The organism is Paracoccus shandongensis (genome assembly GCF_017315735.1).
Classification (GTDB): domain Bacteria; phylum Pseudomonadota; class Alphaproteobacteria; order Rhodobacterales; family Rhodobacteraceae; genus Paracoccus; species Paracoccus shandongensis.
Genome location: NZ_JAFLRK010000026.1, coordinates 1 through 16826, shown reverse-complemented (window position 1 = coordinate 16826; position 16826 = coordinate 1). Strand labels below are relative to the sequence as shown.

General features: G+C 68.8%; 14 protein-coding genes. 5 read left to right on the top strand and 9 right to left on the bottom strand.

Annotated features, from left to right (window positions below; genetic code table 11):
• Nucleotides 1-2 precede the first annotated feature (2 nt).
• Genes JX613_RS14435 through JX613_RS14425 form a run of 3 tightly spaced genes read left to right on the top strand, consistent with a single transcriptional unit; the run spans nucleotide 3 to nucleotide 2250 of the window.
• A complete protein-coding gene (locus JX613_RS14435; RefSeq protein ID WP_207102169.1) occupies nucleotides 3-593 on the top strand; it encodes an anthranilate synthase component II in 591 nt (196 codons plus the stop codon).
• A complete protein-coding gene (gene trpD / locus JX613_RS14430; protein WP_207102168.1) occupies nucleotides 590-1615 on the top strand; it encodes an anthranilate phosphoribosyltransferase in 1026 nt (341 codons plus the stop codon). The genes JX613_RS14435 and trpD overlap by 4 nt, the downstream gene beginning before the upstream one ends.
• Nucleotides 1612-2250 carry a uracil-DNA glycosylase gene (locus JX613_RS14425; protein ID WP_207102167.1) on the top strand — a complete coding sequence of 213 codons (639 nt, stop codon included), beginning with the start codon at nucleotides 1612-1614 and terminating at the stop codon, nucleotides 2248-2250. Before trpD ends, JX613_RS14425 begins: the two co-directional genes overlap by 4 nt.
• 105 nt (nucleotides 2251-2355) lie before the next feature.
• On the opposite strand, the gene hflX is transcribed toward JX613_RS14425, so the two are convergent.
• The 9 genes from hflX to dusB all read right to left on the bottom strand — a co-directional run bounded on the left by hflX (nucleotide 2356) and on the right by dusB (nucleotide 14536).
• Entirely contained in the window at nucleotides 2356-3666 is a 1311-nt protein-coding gene (hflX, locus tag JX613_RS14420) for a GTPase HflX (protein ID WP_207102166.1), read from the bottom strand.
• Entirely contained in the window at nucleotides 3667-3900 is a 234-nt protein-coding gene (hfq, locus tag JX613_RS14415; RefSeq protein WP_020949330.1) for an RNA chaperone Hfq, read from the bottom strand. It abuts the gene before it with no gap.
• A gap of 93 nt (nucleotides 3901-3993) precedes the next feature.
• Nucleotides 3994-5622: a TrkH family potassium uptake protein gene (locus JX613_RS14410; protein WP_207102165.1), complete on the bottom strand. Its 1629-nt coding sequence runs from the start codon at nucleotides 5620-5622 to the stop codon at nucleotides 3994-3996.
• A gap of 6 nt (nucleotides 5623-5628) precedes the next feature.
• Complete coding sequence (gene trkA / locus JX613_RS14405) at nucleotides 5629-7005, bottom strand: Trk system potassium transporter TrkA (RefSeq protein WP_207102164.1); 1377 nt, start codon at nucleotides 7003-7005, stop codon at nucleotides 5629-5631.
• 223 nt (nucleotides 7006-7228) lie between these two features.
• Nucleotides 7229-8620 carry a nitrogen assimilation response regulator NtrX gene (gene ntrX, locus JX613_RS14400; protein WP_207102163.1) on the bottom strand — a complete coding sequence of 464 codons (1392 nt, stop codon included), beginning with the start codon at nucleotides 8618-8620 and terminating at the stop codon, nucleotides 7229-7231.
• Nucleotides 8617-10881, bottom strand: coding sequence for a sensor histidine kinase NtrY-like (locus tag JX613_RS14395; protein ID WP_207102162.1), 2265 nt, complete (start codon nucleotides 10879-10881; stop codon nucleotides 8617-8619). The genes ntrX and JX613_RS14395 overlap by 4 nt, the downstream gene beginning before the upstream one ends.
• A gap of 72 nt (nucleotides 10882-10953) precedes the next feature.
• Nucleotides 10954-12408, bottom strand: coding sequence for a response regulator (locus JX613_RS14390; RefSeq protein WP_207102161.1), 1455 nt, complete (start codon nucleotides 12406-12408; stop codon nucleotides 10954-10956).
• A gap of 11 nt (nucleotides 12409-12419) precedes the next feature.
• Nucleotides 12420-13541 carry a two-component system sensor histidine kinase NtrB gene (locus JX613_RS14385; RefSeq protein WP_207102160.1) on the bottom strand — a complete coding sequence of 374 codons (1122 nt, stop codon included), beginning with the start codon at nucleotides 13539-13541 and terminating at the stop codon, nucleotides 12420-12422.
• Complete coding sequence (gene dusB, locus JX613_RS14380; protein WP_207102159.1) at nucleotides 13538-14536, bottom strand: tRNA dihydrouridine synthase DusB; 999 nt, start codon at nucleotides 14534-14536, stop codon at nucleotides 13538-13540. The genes JX613_RS14385 and dusB overlap by 4 nt, the downstream gene beginning before the upstream one ends.
• Before the next feature lie 226 nt (nucleotides 14537-14762).
• On the opposite strand from dusB, the gene JX613_RS14375 reads away from it, so the two are divergent.
• Together JX613_RS14375 and JX613_RS14370 are read left to right on the top strand one after the other, a co-directional pair.
• The gene (locus JX613_RS14375; protein WP_207102158.1) at nucleotides 14763-16145 is read left to right on the top strand and encodes an L-serine ammonia-lyase; all 1383 of its coding nucleotides are present in this window, start codon (nucleotides 14763-14765) and stop codon (nucleotides 16143-16145) included.
• Between the two features lie 105 nt (nucleotides 16146-16250).
• A partial coding sequence (locus tag JX613_RS14370; protein WP_207102157.1) for a COG3650 family protein occupies nucleotides 16251-16826 on the top strand: 576 nt, incomplete at its 3' end.

Sequence of the window (16826 nt, the reverse complement as noted above, 5' to 3'; positions counted from 1 at the left end):
GCATGATCCTTTTGATCGACAACTACGACAGCTTCACCTGGAACCTCGTGCATTACCTGGCCGAGGCGGGGGCCGAGGTCGTCGTGCGCCGCAACGACGCCCTGACCGTGGAGGAGGCGCTGGCGATGCAGCCTGACGGAATCGTGATCTCTCCCGGTCCCTGCGATCCGGCCCAGGCGGGCATCTGCCTGGACCTGATCCGCGCCGCCGCCGACCGGGCCATCCCGCTGTTCGGCGTCTGCCTGGGTCATCAGGCGATCGGAGAGGCTTTCGGCGGCACCGTCGTGCGCGCCAACCGCATCATGCACGGCAAGACCGACGCCATCAGCCATGACGGCACGGGGGTCTTTGCCGGCCTGCCTTCGCCCGTGACGGCGACGCGGTATCATTCGCTGACGGTGCGCCCGGATGACCTGCCCAACTGCCTGCGCGTCACCGCGACATCGGACGACGGCACCATCATGGGCCTGATCCACGAGGCCCTGCCCATCGAGGGCGTGCAGTTCCACCCCGAATCCATCGCCTCCGAACACGGGCACGAGATGATCCGCACCTTCCTGTCCCGCTGCGCGCCCCGCAAGGCCGCCGCATGAGCGGGACCGACATCCGCCCGCTGATCGGCATCGCCGCCACCCGCCCCCTGACGGGGACCGAGGCCGAGGCCGCCTTTTCCGCCCTGTTCGACGGCGCGGCCACCCCCGCCCAGATCGGCGGGCTGCTGATGGCGCTGCGCGTGCGGGGCGAGACGGTGGACGAGATCGCCGCCGCCGCCCGCGCCATGCGCAAGCGGATGAACCGCATCACCGCACCTGAAGGCGCCATCGACATCGTGGGCACCGGCGGGGATGGCAAGGGGACGCTGAACATCTCGACCGCGACGGCCTTTGTGGTGGCGGGCGCGGGGGTGCCGGTCGCCAAGCACGGCAACCGCAACCTGTCGTCGAAATCGGGCGCGGCGGATGCGCTGACGGCCATGGGCATCAACGTGATGGGCGGTCCTGCGGTCGCGCAGCAGGCGGTGCGCGAGGCGGGCATCTGCTTCATGATGGCCACGATGCACCACCCCGCCATGCGCCATGTGGGGCCCCCGCGCGCGGAACTGGGAACAAGAACCGTCTTCAACCTGCTGGGGCCTTTGACAAATCCGGCCTCGGTCCGGTGCCAGTTGACCGGCGCCTTCAGCACCCAATGGATCCGCCCCATGGCCGAGGTCCTGCGGGATCTCGGCAGCGACGCCGCCTGGCTGGTCCATGGCGCGGACGGCACGGACGAGATCAGCATCGCGGGCGAAACCCATGTCGCCGCGCTGAAGGACGGCGAGATCAGCGAATTTGTGGTGACGCCCGAGGATGCGGGCCTGCCCCGCCACCCCTTCGAGGCGATCATCGGCGGCGAGCCGCACGAAAACGCCGCCGCCTTCCGCGCCCTTCTGACCGGCGAGCGGGGGGCCTATCGCGATGCCGTTCTGCTGAACGCCGCCGCCGCGCTGATGATCGCGGGCAAGGTGGGCGACCTGCGGGAAGGCGCTGTCATGGCCGCCGAATCCATCGACAGCGGCGCGGCCCTGGACCGCCTGACCCGCCTGTCGCAGGTCACCGGGGCGCCCGAGGCATGAAGCCCCCTGCGGCCTGGGACCACCTGCCCTTCTTCCGGCAGGACTGGCCCGCGATCCGCGACCGGCTGGAGGGCCTGGACGACTGGCTGCCCGGCCCCGCCCTGGTCTTCGCCGCGCTGGAGGCCACCCCGCCCGGACAGGTGCGCGTCGTCATCCTGGGCCAGGATCCCTACCCCACGCCGGGACACGCGAACGGGCTGGCCTTTTCCGTCGCGCCCGAGGTGGCCCTGCCCCGGTCGCTGAAGAACATCTTCACGGAACTGCGCGACGATGTGGGCGCGGCCCCCGCCACGGGCGACCTGTCAGGCTGGGCGCATCAGGGGGTGCTGCTGCTCAACACCTCGCTGTCGGTGCCGCCGGGCGATGCCGGGCGTCACGCGTCCTGGGGATGGGACCGGCTGGCCCGGGATGCGGTGGCAGAGGCGCAGAAGCACGGGCCGCTGGCCTTCCTGCTGTGGGGCGCGCACGCGCAGAAGGCCATGGCGGGGCTGCCGCGACCGCAGGATCTGGTGATCGCGACGGCGCATCCCTCGCCCCTGTCGGCGCGGCGGGGGTTCTTCGGCAGCAAGCCGTTCTCGCGGATCAATGCCTGGCTGGAGGCGCAGGGGCGGCAACCGGTGGATTGGGCAGCGTGATGGTGGGGTGAAACCCCACCCTTACGGGTCGCTTCGGATCGGGCGTAGGGTGCGTGTTCACACGCACCATGGCCGGGCGCAATCCGGTGCGTGCAAGCACGCACCCTACTGGGCCTCGAAGCCTGCCTTCTGCCGGGCCGTCCATAGAAGATGCAGCGTCAGGCCCGCTTCACCGCTTTCCTCGCGCTGCACCACCCCCGCCTCGTGCAGCCAGGCCCGGCGTCGGCCGTCCGAGAAGGGCAGCGTCACGGTCGCCTCAACCTTCGGCTCGTCCAGCGCCTCGGTCAGATGGGCGTCGATGGCGGCGATCAGGTCGTCCAGACCCTCGCCCGTCAGGGCGCTGACGGCCTGGATGCCCTGGGTCCGCGCATCCGTGCGGCGCAGGGCGGCGCGGGTGTCGGCGGACAGGGCGTCGATCTTGTTCCAGACTTCGATCAGGGCCACGTTCTCATCCACGCCCAGCGATTCCAGGATCTCGGCCACGTCGGCGGCTTGTTCCTCGGTTTCGGGGTGGCTGATGTCGCGGACATGCAGGATCAGGTCGGCCTCCAGCACCTCCTCCAGCGTGGCGCGGAAGGCGGCGACCAGTTCGGTGGGCAGGTCGCTGATGAAGCCCACGGTGTCGGACAGGATGATCTTGCGCCCCTGCCCGCCATTGGCACCCGGCAGGCGGACGCCGCGCATGGTCGGGTCCAGCGTGGCGAACAGCATGTCCTTGGCCAGAACCTCGGCCCCGGTCAGGCGGTTGAACAGCGTGGATTTGCCGGCGTTGGTATAGCCGACAAGCGCCACGATGGGATAGGGCACTTTGGCGCGGGCGGCGCGGTGCAGGGTGCGGGTCTTGACCACGCGGTCCAGCTGGCGGCGCAGCCGGGTCATCTGTTCGTCGATGGCGCGGCGGTCGGCCTCGATCTGGGTTTCGCCGGGACCGCCCACGAAGCCAAGGCCCCCGCGCTGGCGTTCCAGGTGGGTCCAGGCGCGGACCAGCCGCGTGCGCTGATAGGACAGCGCCGCCAGTTCCACCTGCAACACGCCCTCGCGGGTGCGGGCGCGGTCGGCGAAGATTTCCAGGATCAGCCCGGTCCGGTCCAGCAGCTTGACGCCCCAGTCCTTTTCCAGGTTGCGCTGCTGCACCGGGGACACCGGGCCATCGACCAGAACCAGATCGACCTCGGCCGCGCTCAGCCGTTCGCCGATCTCGGCCAGCTTGCCCTTGCCGAACAGACGGCCGGGATCGGGCTTGCGCAGGCGCGCGACCTCCTCGCCCACGATCTCGATGCCCGGCAGGGCATGGGCCAGGGCCACGGCCTCGGCCAGGGCGTGTTCGGGTTCGCGCCGTTGGGTCCGGCTGGCCAGATCCGGGTGGATCACATAGGCGCGGGTCGGTTTCGCCTCGGTCGCGGTGGGTTCTGCCAATCAGTCCTCGCCTTCGTAAAGCGAAATGGGCTGGCCCGGCATGATGGTGCTGATGGCGTGCTTGTAGACCAGTTGCGACTGACCATCGCGGCGCAACAGCACGCAGAAATTGTCGAACCAGGTGATGACGCCCTGCAACTTGACGCCGTTGATCAGGAAGATCGTGACAGGCACCTTCGCCTTGCGGACGTGATTGAGGAACGCGTCCTGCAGGTTCTGCTTGTCGCCAGCCATTGTTTTTCCGTTTTTACTGTCCCGGTCGGACTTCACGTTTATGCGCTTGATGAAGCCCTTGCAAGCATGTCGCGCCCTGAAGGAACGCAGGTCTCAGCGGCGCCAGAACTGTGGCGAAAACAGCGCAAGAACGGCCAGCGTCTCGATCCGGCCGACGATCATCGCCCCCGCCAGGACCGTCTTGGTGAAGACGGGCAGGCCCGACCACCCCTCCCACGGGGCCGAGGCGATGCCGGCGCTGGCCTGGAAGGCCGGGGTCAGGGGGATGGCGGCGGCCAGGGGGCCGGTATTCGTCAGCGCGGCGACGGACAGGATCGTGGCCGTCTCGATCTCGATGCGCTGGATCGAGACAAGGGCCACCACCACGGCGATGGATGTGGCAAACAGCATGAAGAAGATGAAGGCCAGGTATGCCCCCTCGCGCCGCAGGCGGCGGGCGATCTGCCCCCCGCCCGCGATGGAGTTCGGATGCACGATCCGTTCCATCTCCCGTTGCCCGTGGCGGGCCAGGGCATAGACGCGCAACAGCTTGACGCCCCCCGCCGTGGTCGCCACCCCGCCGCCCATCATCGCCAGCCCCGCCAGGATCAGGCCCGGAGAGGCCAGGCCCGACCAGGCCCGCGCCCCCTGCCAGTCGATCGAGGTCCAGCCGGTCGTCGTCAGATAGCTGAGCGCGTTGAACAGCCCGCCCCAGAAGGCGGCAAGCCCGTTGCGCAGGTCGTGCAGCAGTTCCAGCGATCCTTCGGGGGCCTGCTCGGCCTCGATCGCGCCCAGGAAATGGCGCGCGAACAGCGACAGCGCCACCAGCGCGACCAGCCCGCCCGCCATCTGCAGTTCCGGGTCGTCCCGCAGCTTGTCGCTGGCGCGCAACTGCCCGCCGCCAGGCCAGAAGCGGCGCGACAGGGCGGGGATCAGGAACAGGAAGACCGCCACCTCTCCGGCTAGGCCCGAGGCGGCGCCGGGCGGCCCCAGCACCGGGGAAATCCCGCTGGTGGACAGCGTGCCCATGGCCCGGCACAGCCCGATCAGCGCCGGGTCGCCCAGCAGCAGCAAAACCAGCCACAAGGCCAGCGTCAGCCCGGCATAGACCGGAAAGACCTGCGCCGCCGACCGCATCAGCCGGAAATGCGGATGGGCCAGCCGGGTGTGGAACACCGGCGAGGACAGATGCGGGTTGCGGTCCAGGGGATCGGCGGACCGGGGAAGCCGGTCGATGTATTCGGGGCGGCCATGGGGGCGGGCCATGATCTCGAACCCGCCGATATGCAGGGGGGCCAGGATGGCGGTGGCGGCCGCCAGGATGAAGAAGCCGCCCATCCAGCCCGCCATGGCCCGCCACAGGTGCAGCGGCAGGGGCAGAAGGTCGGCGGAATAAAGCGAGGCCCCGGTGGTCGTCAGCGCCGATGTCATTTCCCACCAGGCGTTGAACAGGCCCGTGTCGGGCATCGACTCGGCAAAGGGCAGCGCCATGACCAGCGGCATCCCCCCGAAGACCGCCAGCATCGCCAGCAGCGTGTCGCGCGCCCGCACCTGATGGGGATTGGCCGCCGTCGCAAGACCCACCAGCCCCGCCCCGACCAGCACCAGAAGCCCGGAATAGAAGAAGTTGCGCGCCAGATCCTCGTGGTCGCTGACCGAGGCGTAGCCCGCGGGCACCATCATCGCCAGCCCGGTCATGGCGGCCAGGATGACGAACAGGGGCAGGCGCAGCAGCATGGTCATGGCGGTTCAGAAGAAGTCGATCGAGACCTGCAACAGGCGCTCGACCTCTGGCACGTCCTTGGTCAGGGCGAAGATCAGGATGATGTCGCCTTCCTCGATCCGCGTATCCGGCGCGGGCTTGACGATGCGGTCGCCCTTTTGCACGGCGCCGATCAGCACGCCTTCGGGAAATTCGATGTCCCGGATCGCCCGGCCGGATATGGGCGATGTGGACAGCGCCTGCGCCTCGATCACCTCGGCCTCGGCATCGCCGATGGAATAGATGTCGCGCACCCGGCCGTGGCGGACATGGCGCAGGATGGTGGACACGGTCGTCGAGCGCGGGCTGATATAGGCGTCGATGTCCAGCACATCCATCAGCGACACCAGCGTGGGATCGTTGATCAGCGCGATCGCCAGCTTGGCCCCCGCCTGCTTGGCCCGGACGGACGCCAGGATGTTGGTCTTGTCGTCGTCGGTCACGGCCAGAACGGCGTCGGCGGTGGGCACGGCGGCTTCCTCCAGCAGTTCGGCGGAAAGGCCGTCGCCGTTCAGCACGATGGTCCGTTCCAGCCGGTCGGCGGCATATTCGGCCCGGCCCCGGTCGCGTTCGATCAGCTTGGCGCGGATGCGGTCGGGACGTGTTTCCAGTGCCTGCGCCACGGCAAGGCCCACATTGCCCGCCCCGATGATGGCGATGCGTTCCTGCTTCAAGGGCGGCTTGCCGAAGATTTCCAGCGTGCGGCCCACATCCTCGCGGTGGCTGAAGACATAGATCTGGTCGCGGGCGAAAAGCTGGTCGCCCGGTTCCGGCGCAAACAGCCGCCCCTGGCGGCGCACGCCCACGACAATGGCGCGCAGGGTGGAAAACAGGTCGCTCAATTGCCGCAGGGGCGTGTTCAGCGCGGGACAGTCGTCCTCCAGCAGGATGCCCAGAAGCTGGACCCTGCCGTTCATGAAGGTTTCCACGTCGAATGTGGACGGCGCGGACAGGCGTTGCAGGGCGGCGTTCGCGACCTCGCGTTCCGGGCTGATCACCACGTCGATGGGCAGGTTCGAGGTGGTGTAAAGGTCCGAATAGATCGCTTCCAGATAGGCGCTGGAGCGCAGGCGCGCGATCTTGCGGGGCACCTGGAAGACGGTATGGGCGACCTGGCAGGTGACCATGTTCACCTCGTCCGAATGGGTGGCGGCGATGATCAGGTCGGCATCGCGCGCGCCCGCTTGGTCCAGCACGTCGGGATGGCTGGCGAACCCGGTCACGCCTTGGACATCCAGCGCATCCGTGGCGCGGCGGATCAGTTCGGCGTTGTTGTCGATGACCGTGACATCGTTGCGTTCGCCCGCCAGGTGCCGGGCGATCTGCCAGCCCACCTGACCCGCGCCGCAGATGATGATCTTCATGGCCGCCCCTTTTCCCGCAGGTCTTGTCCGTCATCCTTGCCTATGCCGCCCGGCCGCATGGCGCAACTGTCCTGCAAGGGCAGGTATCCGCCACGGGGAAACCCGGCCTCAACCCAAGGCTGCATCTGAAACGAACGTGCTGAAAAAAGGGGTTGATGCCCCGGGTCCGGGATCCGGAACGGGGCCGGCGGCATCGCCAAGGCGCGCTGCCGGCCACGCCTGGCTACTTGCCCATCAGCAATTCGTCCTCGGGGCGCATCCCGCCGACGACGCCCAGCGATTTCAGCTTGCGGTGCAGGGCGCTGCGCTCCATGCCGACGAATTGCGCGGTGCGGCTGATGTTGCCGCCGAAACGGTTGATCTGGGCCACCAGGTATTCGCGTTCGAACATCTCGCGCGCCTCGCGCAGGGCCATGGCGGTGATCTGGGGCCCAAGCGACAGGGCATCGCTGTTGTCGGGCGTGGCGCCCTGGGGTTCCAGTTCAGTGGGCTGGATCGGGCCGCTTTCCTCGGCCAGGATCAGCACGCGTTCGATCACGTTGCGCAACTGGCGGATGTTGCCGGGCCAGCGCATGGATTGCAGCGCGGCCACGGTTTCCTCGGGCAATTCGCGGGGCGTCAGGCCTTGCGTCTTGTGGAATCCGTCGATGAAATGCCGCGCCAGAAGGGCGATGTCGTCGCGCCGTTCCGCCAGCGAGGGGACCGCCACCGGCACCACGTTCAGCCGGTCATAGAGTTCCTGTCGGAACCGGCCCGCCGCGATTTCCGCAGGCAGGTCGCGGTTGGTCGAGGAAATCACCCGCAGATCCACCCGCACCCGGTCCGCGCCCCCTGCCCGCACGAACTGCTGTTCGGTCAGCACGCGCAGGATCTTCGGCTGCGTGCCCAGCGGCATGTCGCCCACTTCGTCGAAATAGATGACGCCGCCATGGGCCTGTTCCAGAAGGCCGGGCTCGACGCCGCGTTCGGGGGTTTCGCGGCCGAACAGAACCTCCTCCATCCGCTCGGGCTCGATGGTGGCGCAGGGGACGGTGATGAAGGGGGCATTGCTGCGCGGGCTGTGGGCGTGGATATAGCGGGCGGCCATTTCCTTGCCGGTGCCCGGCTCGCCCGACAGCATCACGCGGCCGTTGGATTTCGCCACCTTGTCCAGCGCGTCGCGCAGCCGCTTGAAGGCGACGGAATGGCCCAGCATCTCGGCCGCGCGGTCGCCGCCGCGGCGCAGGGTGCTGTTTTCCCGCCGCAACCGGCTGGCCTCCATCGCGCGGTTCACCACCACCATCAGCTGGTCGATGTTGAAGGGCTTTTCGATGAAGTCATAGGCGCCCTGCTTGATCGCCGCCACCGCGATCTCGATGTTGCCGTGCCCCGAGATGATGATCACGGGCACGTCGGGGTTGTTGCGCTTGACCTGTTTCAGGATGTCGATCCCGTCCATCCGGCTGTCCTTCAGCCAGATGTCCAAGACCATCAGCGCGGGCTGGCGGTCGTTCAGCGCCGCCAGCGCCTCGTCCGAGTTCGCGGCAAGGCGCGTCTCGAACCCCTCGTCCTTCAGGATGTCCGCGACCAGTTCGCGGATATCGCGTTCGTCGTCAACGATCAGGATATCGCTCATATCGGTGCTGCCTCATCTTCTTTTGTTTTTGTCTTGCGTTGCGCGCCGCGCACGGGGTGCCGTTCCCGCGGCAGGCGGATTTCGGCGATGGCGCCGGGGCCGTCGGGCCGGTCGGACAGCGACAGGCTGCCGCCATGTTCCTCGACGATCTTCTTGACGATGGGCAGGCCCAGGCCGGTGCCGCCGGATTTCATCGTCACATAGGGCTCGAACAGGCGCGACCTGTCGGCGGGCAGGCCGGGGCCGTTGTCGGTTATGCGGATGGTGACGGCATCGTGATCGGCCTGCATGGCGACCGTGATCTGCGGCACCCAGCCGTCCGGCGGGCTTTCGCGCTTTTCCTCAATGGCTTCGCCTGCGTTCTTGATCAGGTTCGTGAAGGCCTGCCGCAGCATTCCCCCGTCGCAATCGACGATCACCGGCTGGTCCGGGATCTGCGCCTGCAAGGCCCCCTTCAGCGCGTCGTGCTGCAACAGCGCGACCTCGCGCAGCAGGGCGGCCAGGTCGATCTCGGCCCGGTCGGGCTCGGGCATCCGGGCAAAGCGGCTGAATTCGTCCACGATCCGGCGCAGGTCTCCGGTCTGGCGGATGATCACGTCGGTGTATTGGTCAAGGGACGCCTTGTCCTCGGGACTGGCCAGCTTGCCGAACTTGCGGCGCAGGCGTTCGGCGGACAACTGGATGGGCGTCAGGGGGTTCTTGATCTCGTGCGCGACGCGGCGGGCCACATCGCCCCAGGCGGCCATGCGCTGCGCGGTGACAAGCTCGGTCACGTCGTCGAAGGCCACGACATAGCCCTCCAGGTCGCCGTCGGTGCCGCGCCGGACGGCCATGCGCACCAGCAGGCTTTCGACGCGGCCCTCGCGCATCAGGCGCACCTCGTCCTGCACGGTTTCCGCGACGGATGCCGACAGGCGGTCGAACAGCGGCGCGAACTCGGGCACCGCCTCGGACAGCAGGGCGTCGATGTCGCGCTTGGCGTCCAACCCCAGCAACCGGCTGGCCGATCGGTTCACGAAGTCTATTTCCCCCGCTGCATCCAAGCCGATCACCCCCGAGGTGACGGACGACAGCACATTGTCGAACAGCCGCCGCTGTTCGTCGCTGATGCGATAGCTGTCGATCAGTTCCGCCCGCTGCGCCTTGAGCTGCCGGGTCATGCGGTTGAAGGACTGGCCCAGGGTCTGGATTTCGTCGCCCGTGTCGGGTTCGGGCACCTGCACGTCCAGGTTGCCGCGCCCGACCTGTTCGCTGGCCTGCGCCAGAAGGCCGATGGGCCGCGACAGGCGGGACGCGAACCACAGGCCCAGCAGCACGGCGGCGGCCACCAGCAGCAGCGCAAAGGCCAGATAGACCAGGGAAAACTCGAACAGCACCTGGCTGCGCGTCTGTTCCAGCTGGCGATAGCTGCCCACGGTCGCGCGCGTATCGTCCACCAGGCCCAGCAGGCTGCCGTCCACGTCGCGCGTCACATACAGGTAGCGGTCGGCCAGGGGCGGCAGGGCGACAAGGGCGCGGAACTCGTTGTTCTGCCAATCCTCGATCAGCACCACGCCTTCGGTTTGCGCACGGTCCAGGTCGCTGCTGGAGGGTGCCTCGTACCAGAACAGATAGGACCGTTCGCCCCGCGCGCGGATCTCGGCATTGCCGTTGATGACATAGGCCTCGCGCAAGCCGCGCTGGATCATCGCCTGCCCCTGCCCCAGCAGCAGCCGCAGTTCGCCGTCGTCGATCATGGGATTGGCGCGGCCGGCCTGGGTCAGCACGCCCGCAAGCGCGGTCGCATCGGCGGTCAGGTCGCGGCGGTGTTCCTCTTGATACGCCTCCGCCGCCGCCTGAGAGGTCGTGACCACCTGCTGCACCCGGCCCGAGAACCAGCCTTCAAGCCCGATATTGACCAGGAATCCCGCGAACAGCGCGACCAGCACCGTGGGCACCAGGGCCAGGCCCGCAAAGATCAGCACAAGGCGCGCGTGCAGCCGCGATCCGGCGGCGGTCTTGCGGCGCGCGGTGATCAGCCGGGCCATGCGCAGCACGATGATGCCGATCAGAAGGATCAGGTAAACCAGATCCAGCAGCAGGATCAGCCGCAGCATCCGGCTTTCGGCGCCCTGGGCCAGCGGGCCAAGCACGGTCATCGTGGCGATCGCCAGAAGGATGCCGACCGCGATAACGGCCACGGCCATGGCGCCGCGCCAGTGACGCGGCAGCTTGATCCCTGCGAGCCTGTCCCAGCTCAACCCTGATGCGGCACCTGCCATTGCCCCCGCCTGCCGTCTGACGCGGCTTTCTGTTGCAGCGCCGATACGGCTGGCGCTGCCCCTGTGGCGGTTTTACATCAGTTTGCGGCGCCGTGTCACCTCGATATTCAGCTCGGTCAGCTTCTTGCGCAGGGTATTGCGGTTTATTCCCAACAGGTCGGCGCATCTCAGCTGGTTGCCGCCCGTGGCGTCCAGCGCAACCTGAAGCAGAGGCCGCTCGATTTCCCGCAGGATGCGGTCGTAAAGGCCCGGAGGCGGCAGGCTGTCGCCATGCAGGTCGAAGTATCGCTGCAGATGCGCCTCGACCGAATCCGACAGGGGGCCGTTGCCGCCACCCAGCTGATAGGGGGCGGAGAGCGTGCTGTCGCTGGCGGGCGCCGTCACCGGCATGGGCATCGCGGCGATGGGGGCGGCGCGGGTGCCGCCCCCCTGGCTCAGCGCCTCGCGCATCTCGGGGGCGGTGATGGTGGCGCCGCTGGCGGTCAGGGCCAGGCGGCGCATCATGTTTTCCAGCTCGCGCACGTTTCCGGGAAAGGCATGGGCGCGCAAAAGGCTAGCCGCGTCGTCGCCCAGCGTGCGGTCGGGCAGGCCCTGCGTTGCCGCGCGGGCCAGCAGGTGGCTGGCCAGGGGCAGGATGTCATCGACCCGCGCCCGCAAGGGCGGCACCGTCACAGTGACGCCTGCCAGCCGGTAATACAGATCCGACCGCAGCCGCCCCGCCGCCACGTCGGCCTGGGGGTCCGGCCCGGTGGTCGCCACGATGCGGGGGGCCATCGCGCGGTCGGGGCCGCTTTCCAGCGATTCGATCAGCCCGATCAGCCGGGCCTGCGCGGCGGGATCGAAGCCCGCCGGGTTCTCGATCACGACCGTGCCGCCGCGCGCCTTGTCGGCGGCGCGGATGATCGCCTCCTCGGTCGCATCGGCCGAGGTCAGGATCGCCAGGCCGTTGTCGCGCCGGTCGGACAGGTCGTGGAAGGACCGGGCGATGGTGGTCTTGCCGACGCCCGGTTCGCCCGCGATCAGGACCGGCAGGTCGGCGTTCAGGACACGCGCCACCATGCGGAACAGCGCCTGCATGGCGGGCGCGTGGCCGATCAACGGCATGGCCGGATCGGCGGCGGGACGCGGGGCCACGGCGTCGGGAACCGGGTCGGACTTGCGCGGGCGGCGCGACAGGGCCTGGTTGGCCTTGGTCATCAGGTCGGGCAGGTCGAAGGGCTTGGGCAGGTATTCGAAGGCCTCGGCCTCGGTCGCGCGGATGGCGGTGACGATGGTGTTCTGGGCGGAAATCACGATGACGGGCAGGTCGGGCCGGGCCTCGCGGATGGCGGGGATGCGGTCGATGCCGTTGCCGTCGGGCATCATCACGTCGGTGATGACCAGATCGCCGCGCCCTTCCTCGACCCATTTCGACAGTTGCGCCAGGCTGCCCGTGGCGTGGACGCGGCAGCCCGCGCGGGTCAGCGCCTGTGTCAGCACCGTGCGGATGGTGCGGTCGTCGTCGGCGATCAGAACGGTTCCGTCCATGGCGTCGGTCCTTATGCCTTGGGCAATGAGATGCGGAAAACGGTGCGGCCGGGGCGACTGTCCACGCGGATCAGCGCGCCGTGGTCGGTGATGATCTTGCTGACAAGCGCCAGCCCCAGGCCGGTGCCGTTTTCCCGGCCCGACACGAAGGGCTCGAAGACCTGGTCGGCGATGGCGGGGGGCAGGCCGGGGCCGTTGTCCTCGATCTCGATCTGCAGGGGCAAGGGGCGGCCGGTCGGGTCGGATTCGTCGGGCGGCAGGCGCAGGGCGTGGTCATAAAAGCTGCGCAGCCGGATCGCGGGGCGGTCGGTGTCCTTCAGCGCCTCGGCCGCGTTCTTGACCAGGTTCAGGCAGACCTGGGTCAACTGGTCCGCATCGGCCAGGGCATCGGGCAAGGACGGGTCGTATTCCGCGACGATGCCGATCTTCCTGGCAAAGCCCACGGCGGCGGACCGGCGGACCTTTTCCAGCACGTCATGGACATTGACCGCCCGCAGGTTCGGGGCCGAGGTGTCGCCGAAGCGTTCCACCTGTTCCAGCAGCGACACGATGCGCCTGGATTCGCTGACGATCATCTCGGCCATCTCGCGGTCCTCGGGGGATGCGTTCATGCCGATCAGCTGCGCCGCGCCGCGGATGCCGGCCAGGGGGTTCTTGATCTCGTGCGCCAGCATCTCGGCCATGCCGATGGCGCTGCGGGCGGCGGTGCGCACGGCGCGGTTCTGCGATTGCAACCCGGCCTCGTCCTGGGGCACCAGCAACAGCGTGACGCCGCTTCCCAACTGGCCCCCCGGCCCGGCATGGACCAGGGCGCGGCGTTCCTGATGGCCGCCCGCGCGGTCGCCGATCTCGAACCGGACATTGGGCTGATACAGGGGTTCGTCCCCCTGGACGACGCGGAAGACCAGCGGCGACAAGGACGGATGGATGCGCAGCCGCGCGCCCATCTCGTCCCCGTCAAGCGTGCGGCCCAGGGTCGAGTTGCGGGACAGGTTCAGCCAGACCTCGGCCGCGTCGTTCATCGCGGTGACGCGGCCCTGGTCGTCCAGCACCAGGGCAGGCAGCGGCAGGGCATCCCAGCCGGGACCGGGATGGACCTCCTGGAAACCGGCGGGGCTGCTGCGGCGCGTCATGCGGCCACCCGTACGTCGCCGAAAGCCCGGGCGATCAGGGCCAGCGTTTCGGCGGGGCTGTCGGCGCGCAGCATCCGGTCGCGCAGAGGGGCGCCATGCGCATCCGCATACCAGCCGAGGTGCTTGCGCGCGACGCGCAGGCCCAGGTCGATGCCGTAGAAATCCAGGATATCCTCGTAATGTTCGGCCACCGCGTCGGCCAGGGCGTCCCCCTGCGGCACGTCGGGGGCGGACGCGCCCACCAGGTCATGCGCGATTTGCGCCAGCCGCCAGGGCGCGCCCTGCGCGCCGCGCCCGACCATCACCGCCTCCGCCCCGGATGCCGCCAGCGCCGCGCGGGCGGATGCCGCGTCCACCACGTCGCCATTGGCGACCAGAGGCGGGCGGCCCGACAGGTCCGCCACCGCGCGGATGCGCCCCCAGTCGGCCTGCCCCTTGTAGAACTGCGCCCGCGTCCGGCCATGCACGGTCAGCATCCGCACGCCCGCATCCGTGGCGCGCCGCGCCAGGTCGGCGGCGTTCAGGCAGTCATCATCCCAGCCAAGCCGCATCTTCAGCGTGACGGGCACGGATACCGCGCCCACCACCGCGTCGATCAGCGTCAGCGCGTGGTCGAGGTCGCGCATCAAGGCCGCGCCCGACAGCCCGCCCGTGACCTTCTTGGCCGGGCAGCCCATGTTGATGTCGATGATCCGCGCACCCATGCCTTCGACGATGCGGGCGGTTTCGGCCATGGCACCGGCTTCTCGCCCGGCGATCTGCACGCTGACGGGCAGCGCGCCTTCGGTCAGCGCCTTGGCCCGGACAGCGGCGCGGGTGGACGGGCGCGGCGTCACCATCTCGGTCGAGGCGACCATTTCGCTGACCATCAGCCCCGCGCCGTATCGCGCAACCGCACGGCGGAACGGCAGGTCGGTGATTCCCGCCATGGGCGCCAGGAACACCGGCGGCCCAAGCCGCGTGTCGCCAAGAATGATCGGATCGCCGAATTGCATAACCTGTTCCTTCACCCTGCCTGCGGCAGCCGCAAGATTGCCCGCCGCGGCCATCCTGCCGCCTGTTTAACCATCCGGCCAACTGCCTATATTTGATGCACATAGCCCAATTTCAAAGCAGTTCCTGGTCGGGCGCATGTCGCTAAGATCCCGTCCGACTGTCGCAATCGGAATGGTCTTTGGCCAGGCAGATGCTTAGATGAATGCCAAAATACAAGGGGGACAGATGTTCCTGTCGGTTTTCGACCTGTTCAAGGTGGGCGTCGGCCCGTCATCCTCGCATACCATGGGTCCGATGGTGGCCGGTGCGCGGTTCCTGGACGAATTGCGCCAGCAGCCGTTCCGCGCGCACGGGCTGCGCGCCAGCCTGCACGGCAGCCTTGCCTTTACCGGCAAGGGCCACGCGACCGACCGCGCCACGATCCTGGGCCTTGCAGGGTTTGTCCCCGCCACGCTGGACGCGGATGCCGCCGAGGCCGCGCTGGCTGCGAACCGCCAGACGCGCCTCCTGTCGCCGGATGGTTTGGGCGATCTGGTCTTCGACCCCGACCGCGACCTGCGCTTCGATTTCGACCATGCGCTGCCGGGGCACGCCAACGGCATGACCCTGTCGGCCACGGACGCACAGGGCGACGTGATCTTCCACCGCATCTATTACTCCATCGGCGGCGGCTTCGTGCTGACCGACGAGGAACTGGCCCGCAAGGGCGACGAAAAACGCAGCGACGATGCGCCCGCCGTCCCCTATCCGTTCTCCAGCGCGGCCGAGATGCTGGCGATGGCCAGGGCCTCGGGCAAAAGCATCGCCCGGATGAAGCACGACAACGAACGCGTGTTCCGCAGCGATGCCGAGATCCGCGACGGGCTGATGCGGATCTGGCAGGTGATGCGCGACTGCATGGACCGGGGGCTGACGACCGACGGCATCCTGCCCGGCGGGCTGTCGGTCAAGCGCCGCGCCAAGGCGATCCACGAAAAGCTGCTGGCCGAACGCGGCATGAACCTGACCGCGCCCCATGTCATCAACGACTGGATGTCCACCTATGCCATGGCCGTGAACGAGGAGAACGCGGCAGGCGGCCAGGTCGTCACCGCCCCCACCAACGGCGCGGCGGGCACCGTGCCCGCCGTGATCCGATACTGGCTGGACCACGTCCCCGGCGCGTCCGAACGCGACATCCCCGAGTTCCTGCTGACGGCCTCGGCCATCGGCGGGCTGGTCAAGCACAACGCCTCGATCTCGGGGGCCGAGGCCGGGTGCCAGGCCGAGGTGGGCAGCGCGTCCGCCATGGCTGCGGCGGGTCTGGCGGCGGTCCTGGGCGGCACGCCGGAACAGGTGGAAAACGCGGCGGAAATCGCGCTGGAACATCACCTGGGCATGACCTGCGACCCCGTGCGCGGCCTGGTGCAGGTGCCCTGCATCGAAAGGAACGGCCTTGGCGCGATCAAGGCGGTCAGCGCGGCCAGCCTGTCGCTGCGCGGCGACGGCACGCATTTCGTGCCGCTGGACGCCGCCATCGAGACCATGCGCCAGACCGGCCGCGACATGAGCGACAAATACAAGGAAACCTCGCTGGGCGGGCTGGCGGTCAACGTGCCGAATTGTTGATGGGCGATGCGGCGGGCTGTTGCCATCGCCGCCCTCACGCGCTTGTGCCGCCGCGCGGCGGTTGCTAACGCTGGCGCGACAGTGATCCCCATAGAAGGCTGACCGATGACACCGCGTCTTGCTCTCATCGCGCTGATGACCTTGCCCCTGGCTGCCTGCGAAGGCGTGAACCTTCCCCAGCTTGGCGATGCCGAACCGCAGGTCCAGGGCCACAAGGGCCCGCCGGGCGTCTCGCCCCTGGAACAGCCGATCGAGACGGGGGCCGAGATTCGCCCCGTGTCCACCGCCGAACCCGCGACCTACAACACCGCCGCCTTCAGCGCGCGCGGGAACGAGCCCTTCTGGGCCGTCGATGTGGCGGGCAGCACCGCGATCTGGAAGACGCCCGACAACCAGAAGGGCCGCCCGATCCGCGTGAACCGCCTGGCCTTCGCGCAGGGTGTGGAATACGTGGGCGTCCATGCGGGCCGTCCCTTCGTGCTGAACGTCCGCGCGGCGGAATGCCAGGACACGATGGCGGACCAGACCTTCCCCTTCACCGCGCGCCTGACCGTGTCGGGCAAGACGGAAACCGGCTGCGCATCCGCCGCCACGCCCGAGGTCGCGCAGGCCGTCGCCGCCATCAAGGCCCCCGCCCCCGCCGCGCCGCGCCAGGCGACGGCCGCCAAGCGCCCGGCCGCT

Excerpts from the sequence above, each read along its gene's own strand:
- JX613_RS14395 (WP_207102162.1), bottom strand. The coding sequence starts at position 10,881 with ATGGCAGGTGCCGCATCAGGGTTGAGCTGGGACAGGCTCGCAGGGATC.
- trkA (WP_207102164.1), bottom strand. The coding sequence starts at position 7,005 with ATGAAGATCATCATCTGCGGCGCGGGTCAGGTGGGCTGGCAGATCGCC.
- hfq (WP_020949330.1), bottom strand. The coding sequence starts at position 3,900 with ATGGCTGGCGACAAGCAGAACCTGCAGGACGCGTTCCTCAATCACGTC.
- JX613_RS14390 (WP_207102161.1), bottom strand. The coding sequence starts at position 12,408 with ATGGACGGAACCGTTCTGATCGCCGACGACGACCGCACCATCCGCACG.
- JX613_RS14425 (WP_207102167.1), top strand. The coding sequence starts at position 1,612 with ATGAAGCCCCCTGCGGCCTGGGACCACCTGCCCTTCTTCCGGCAGGAC.
- trpD (WP_207102168.1), top strand. The coding sequence starts at position 590 with ATGAGCGGGACCGACATCCGCCCGCTGATCGGCATCGCCGCCACCCGC.
- JX613_RS14410 (WP_207102165.1), bottom strand. The coding sequence starts at position 5,622 with ATGACCATGCTGCTGCGCCTGCCCCTGTTCGTCATCCTGGCCGCCATG.
- ntrX (WP_207102163.1), bottom strand. The coding sequence starts at position 8,620 with ATGAGCGATATCCTGATCGTTGACGACGAACGCGATATCCGCGAACTG.
- dusB (WP_207102159.1), bottom strand. The coding sequence starts at position 14,536 with ATGCAATTCGGCGATCCGATCATTCTTGGCGACACGCGGCTTGGGCCG.
- JX613_RS14375 (WP_207102158.1), top strand. The coding sequence starts at position 14,763 with ATGTTCCTGTCGGTTTTCGACCTGTTCAAGGTGGGCGTCGGCCCGTCA.
- JX613_RS14385 (WP_207102160.1), bottom strand. The coding sequence starts at position 13,541 with ATGACGCGCCGCAGCAGCCCCGCCGGTTTCCAGGAGGTCCATCCCGGT.
- JX613_RS14435 (WP_207102169.1), top strand. The coding sequence starts at position 3 with ATGATCCTTTTGATCGACAACTACGACAGCTTCACCTGGAACCTCGTG.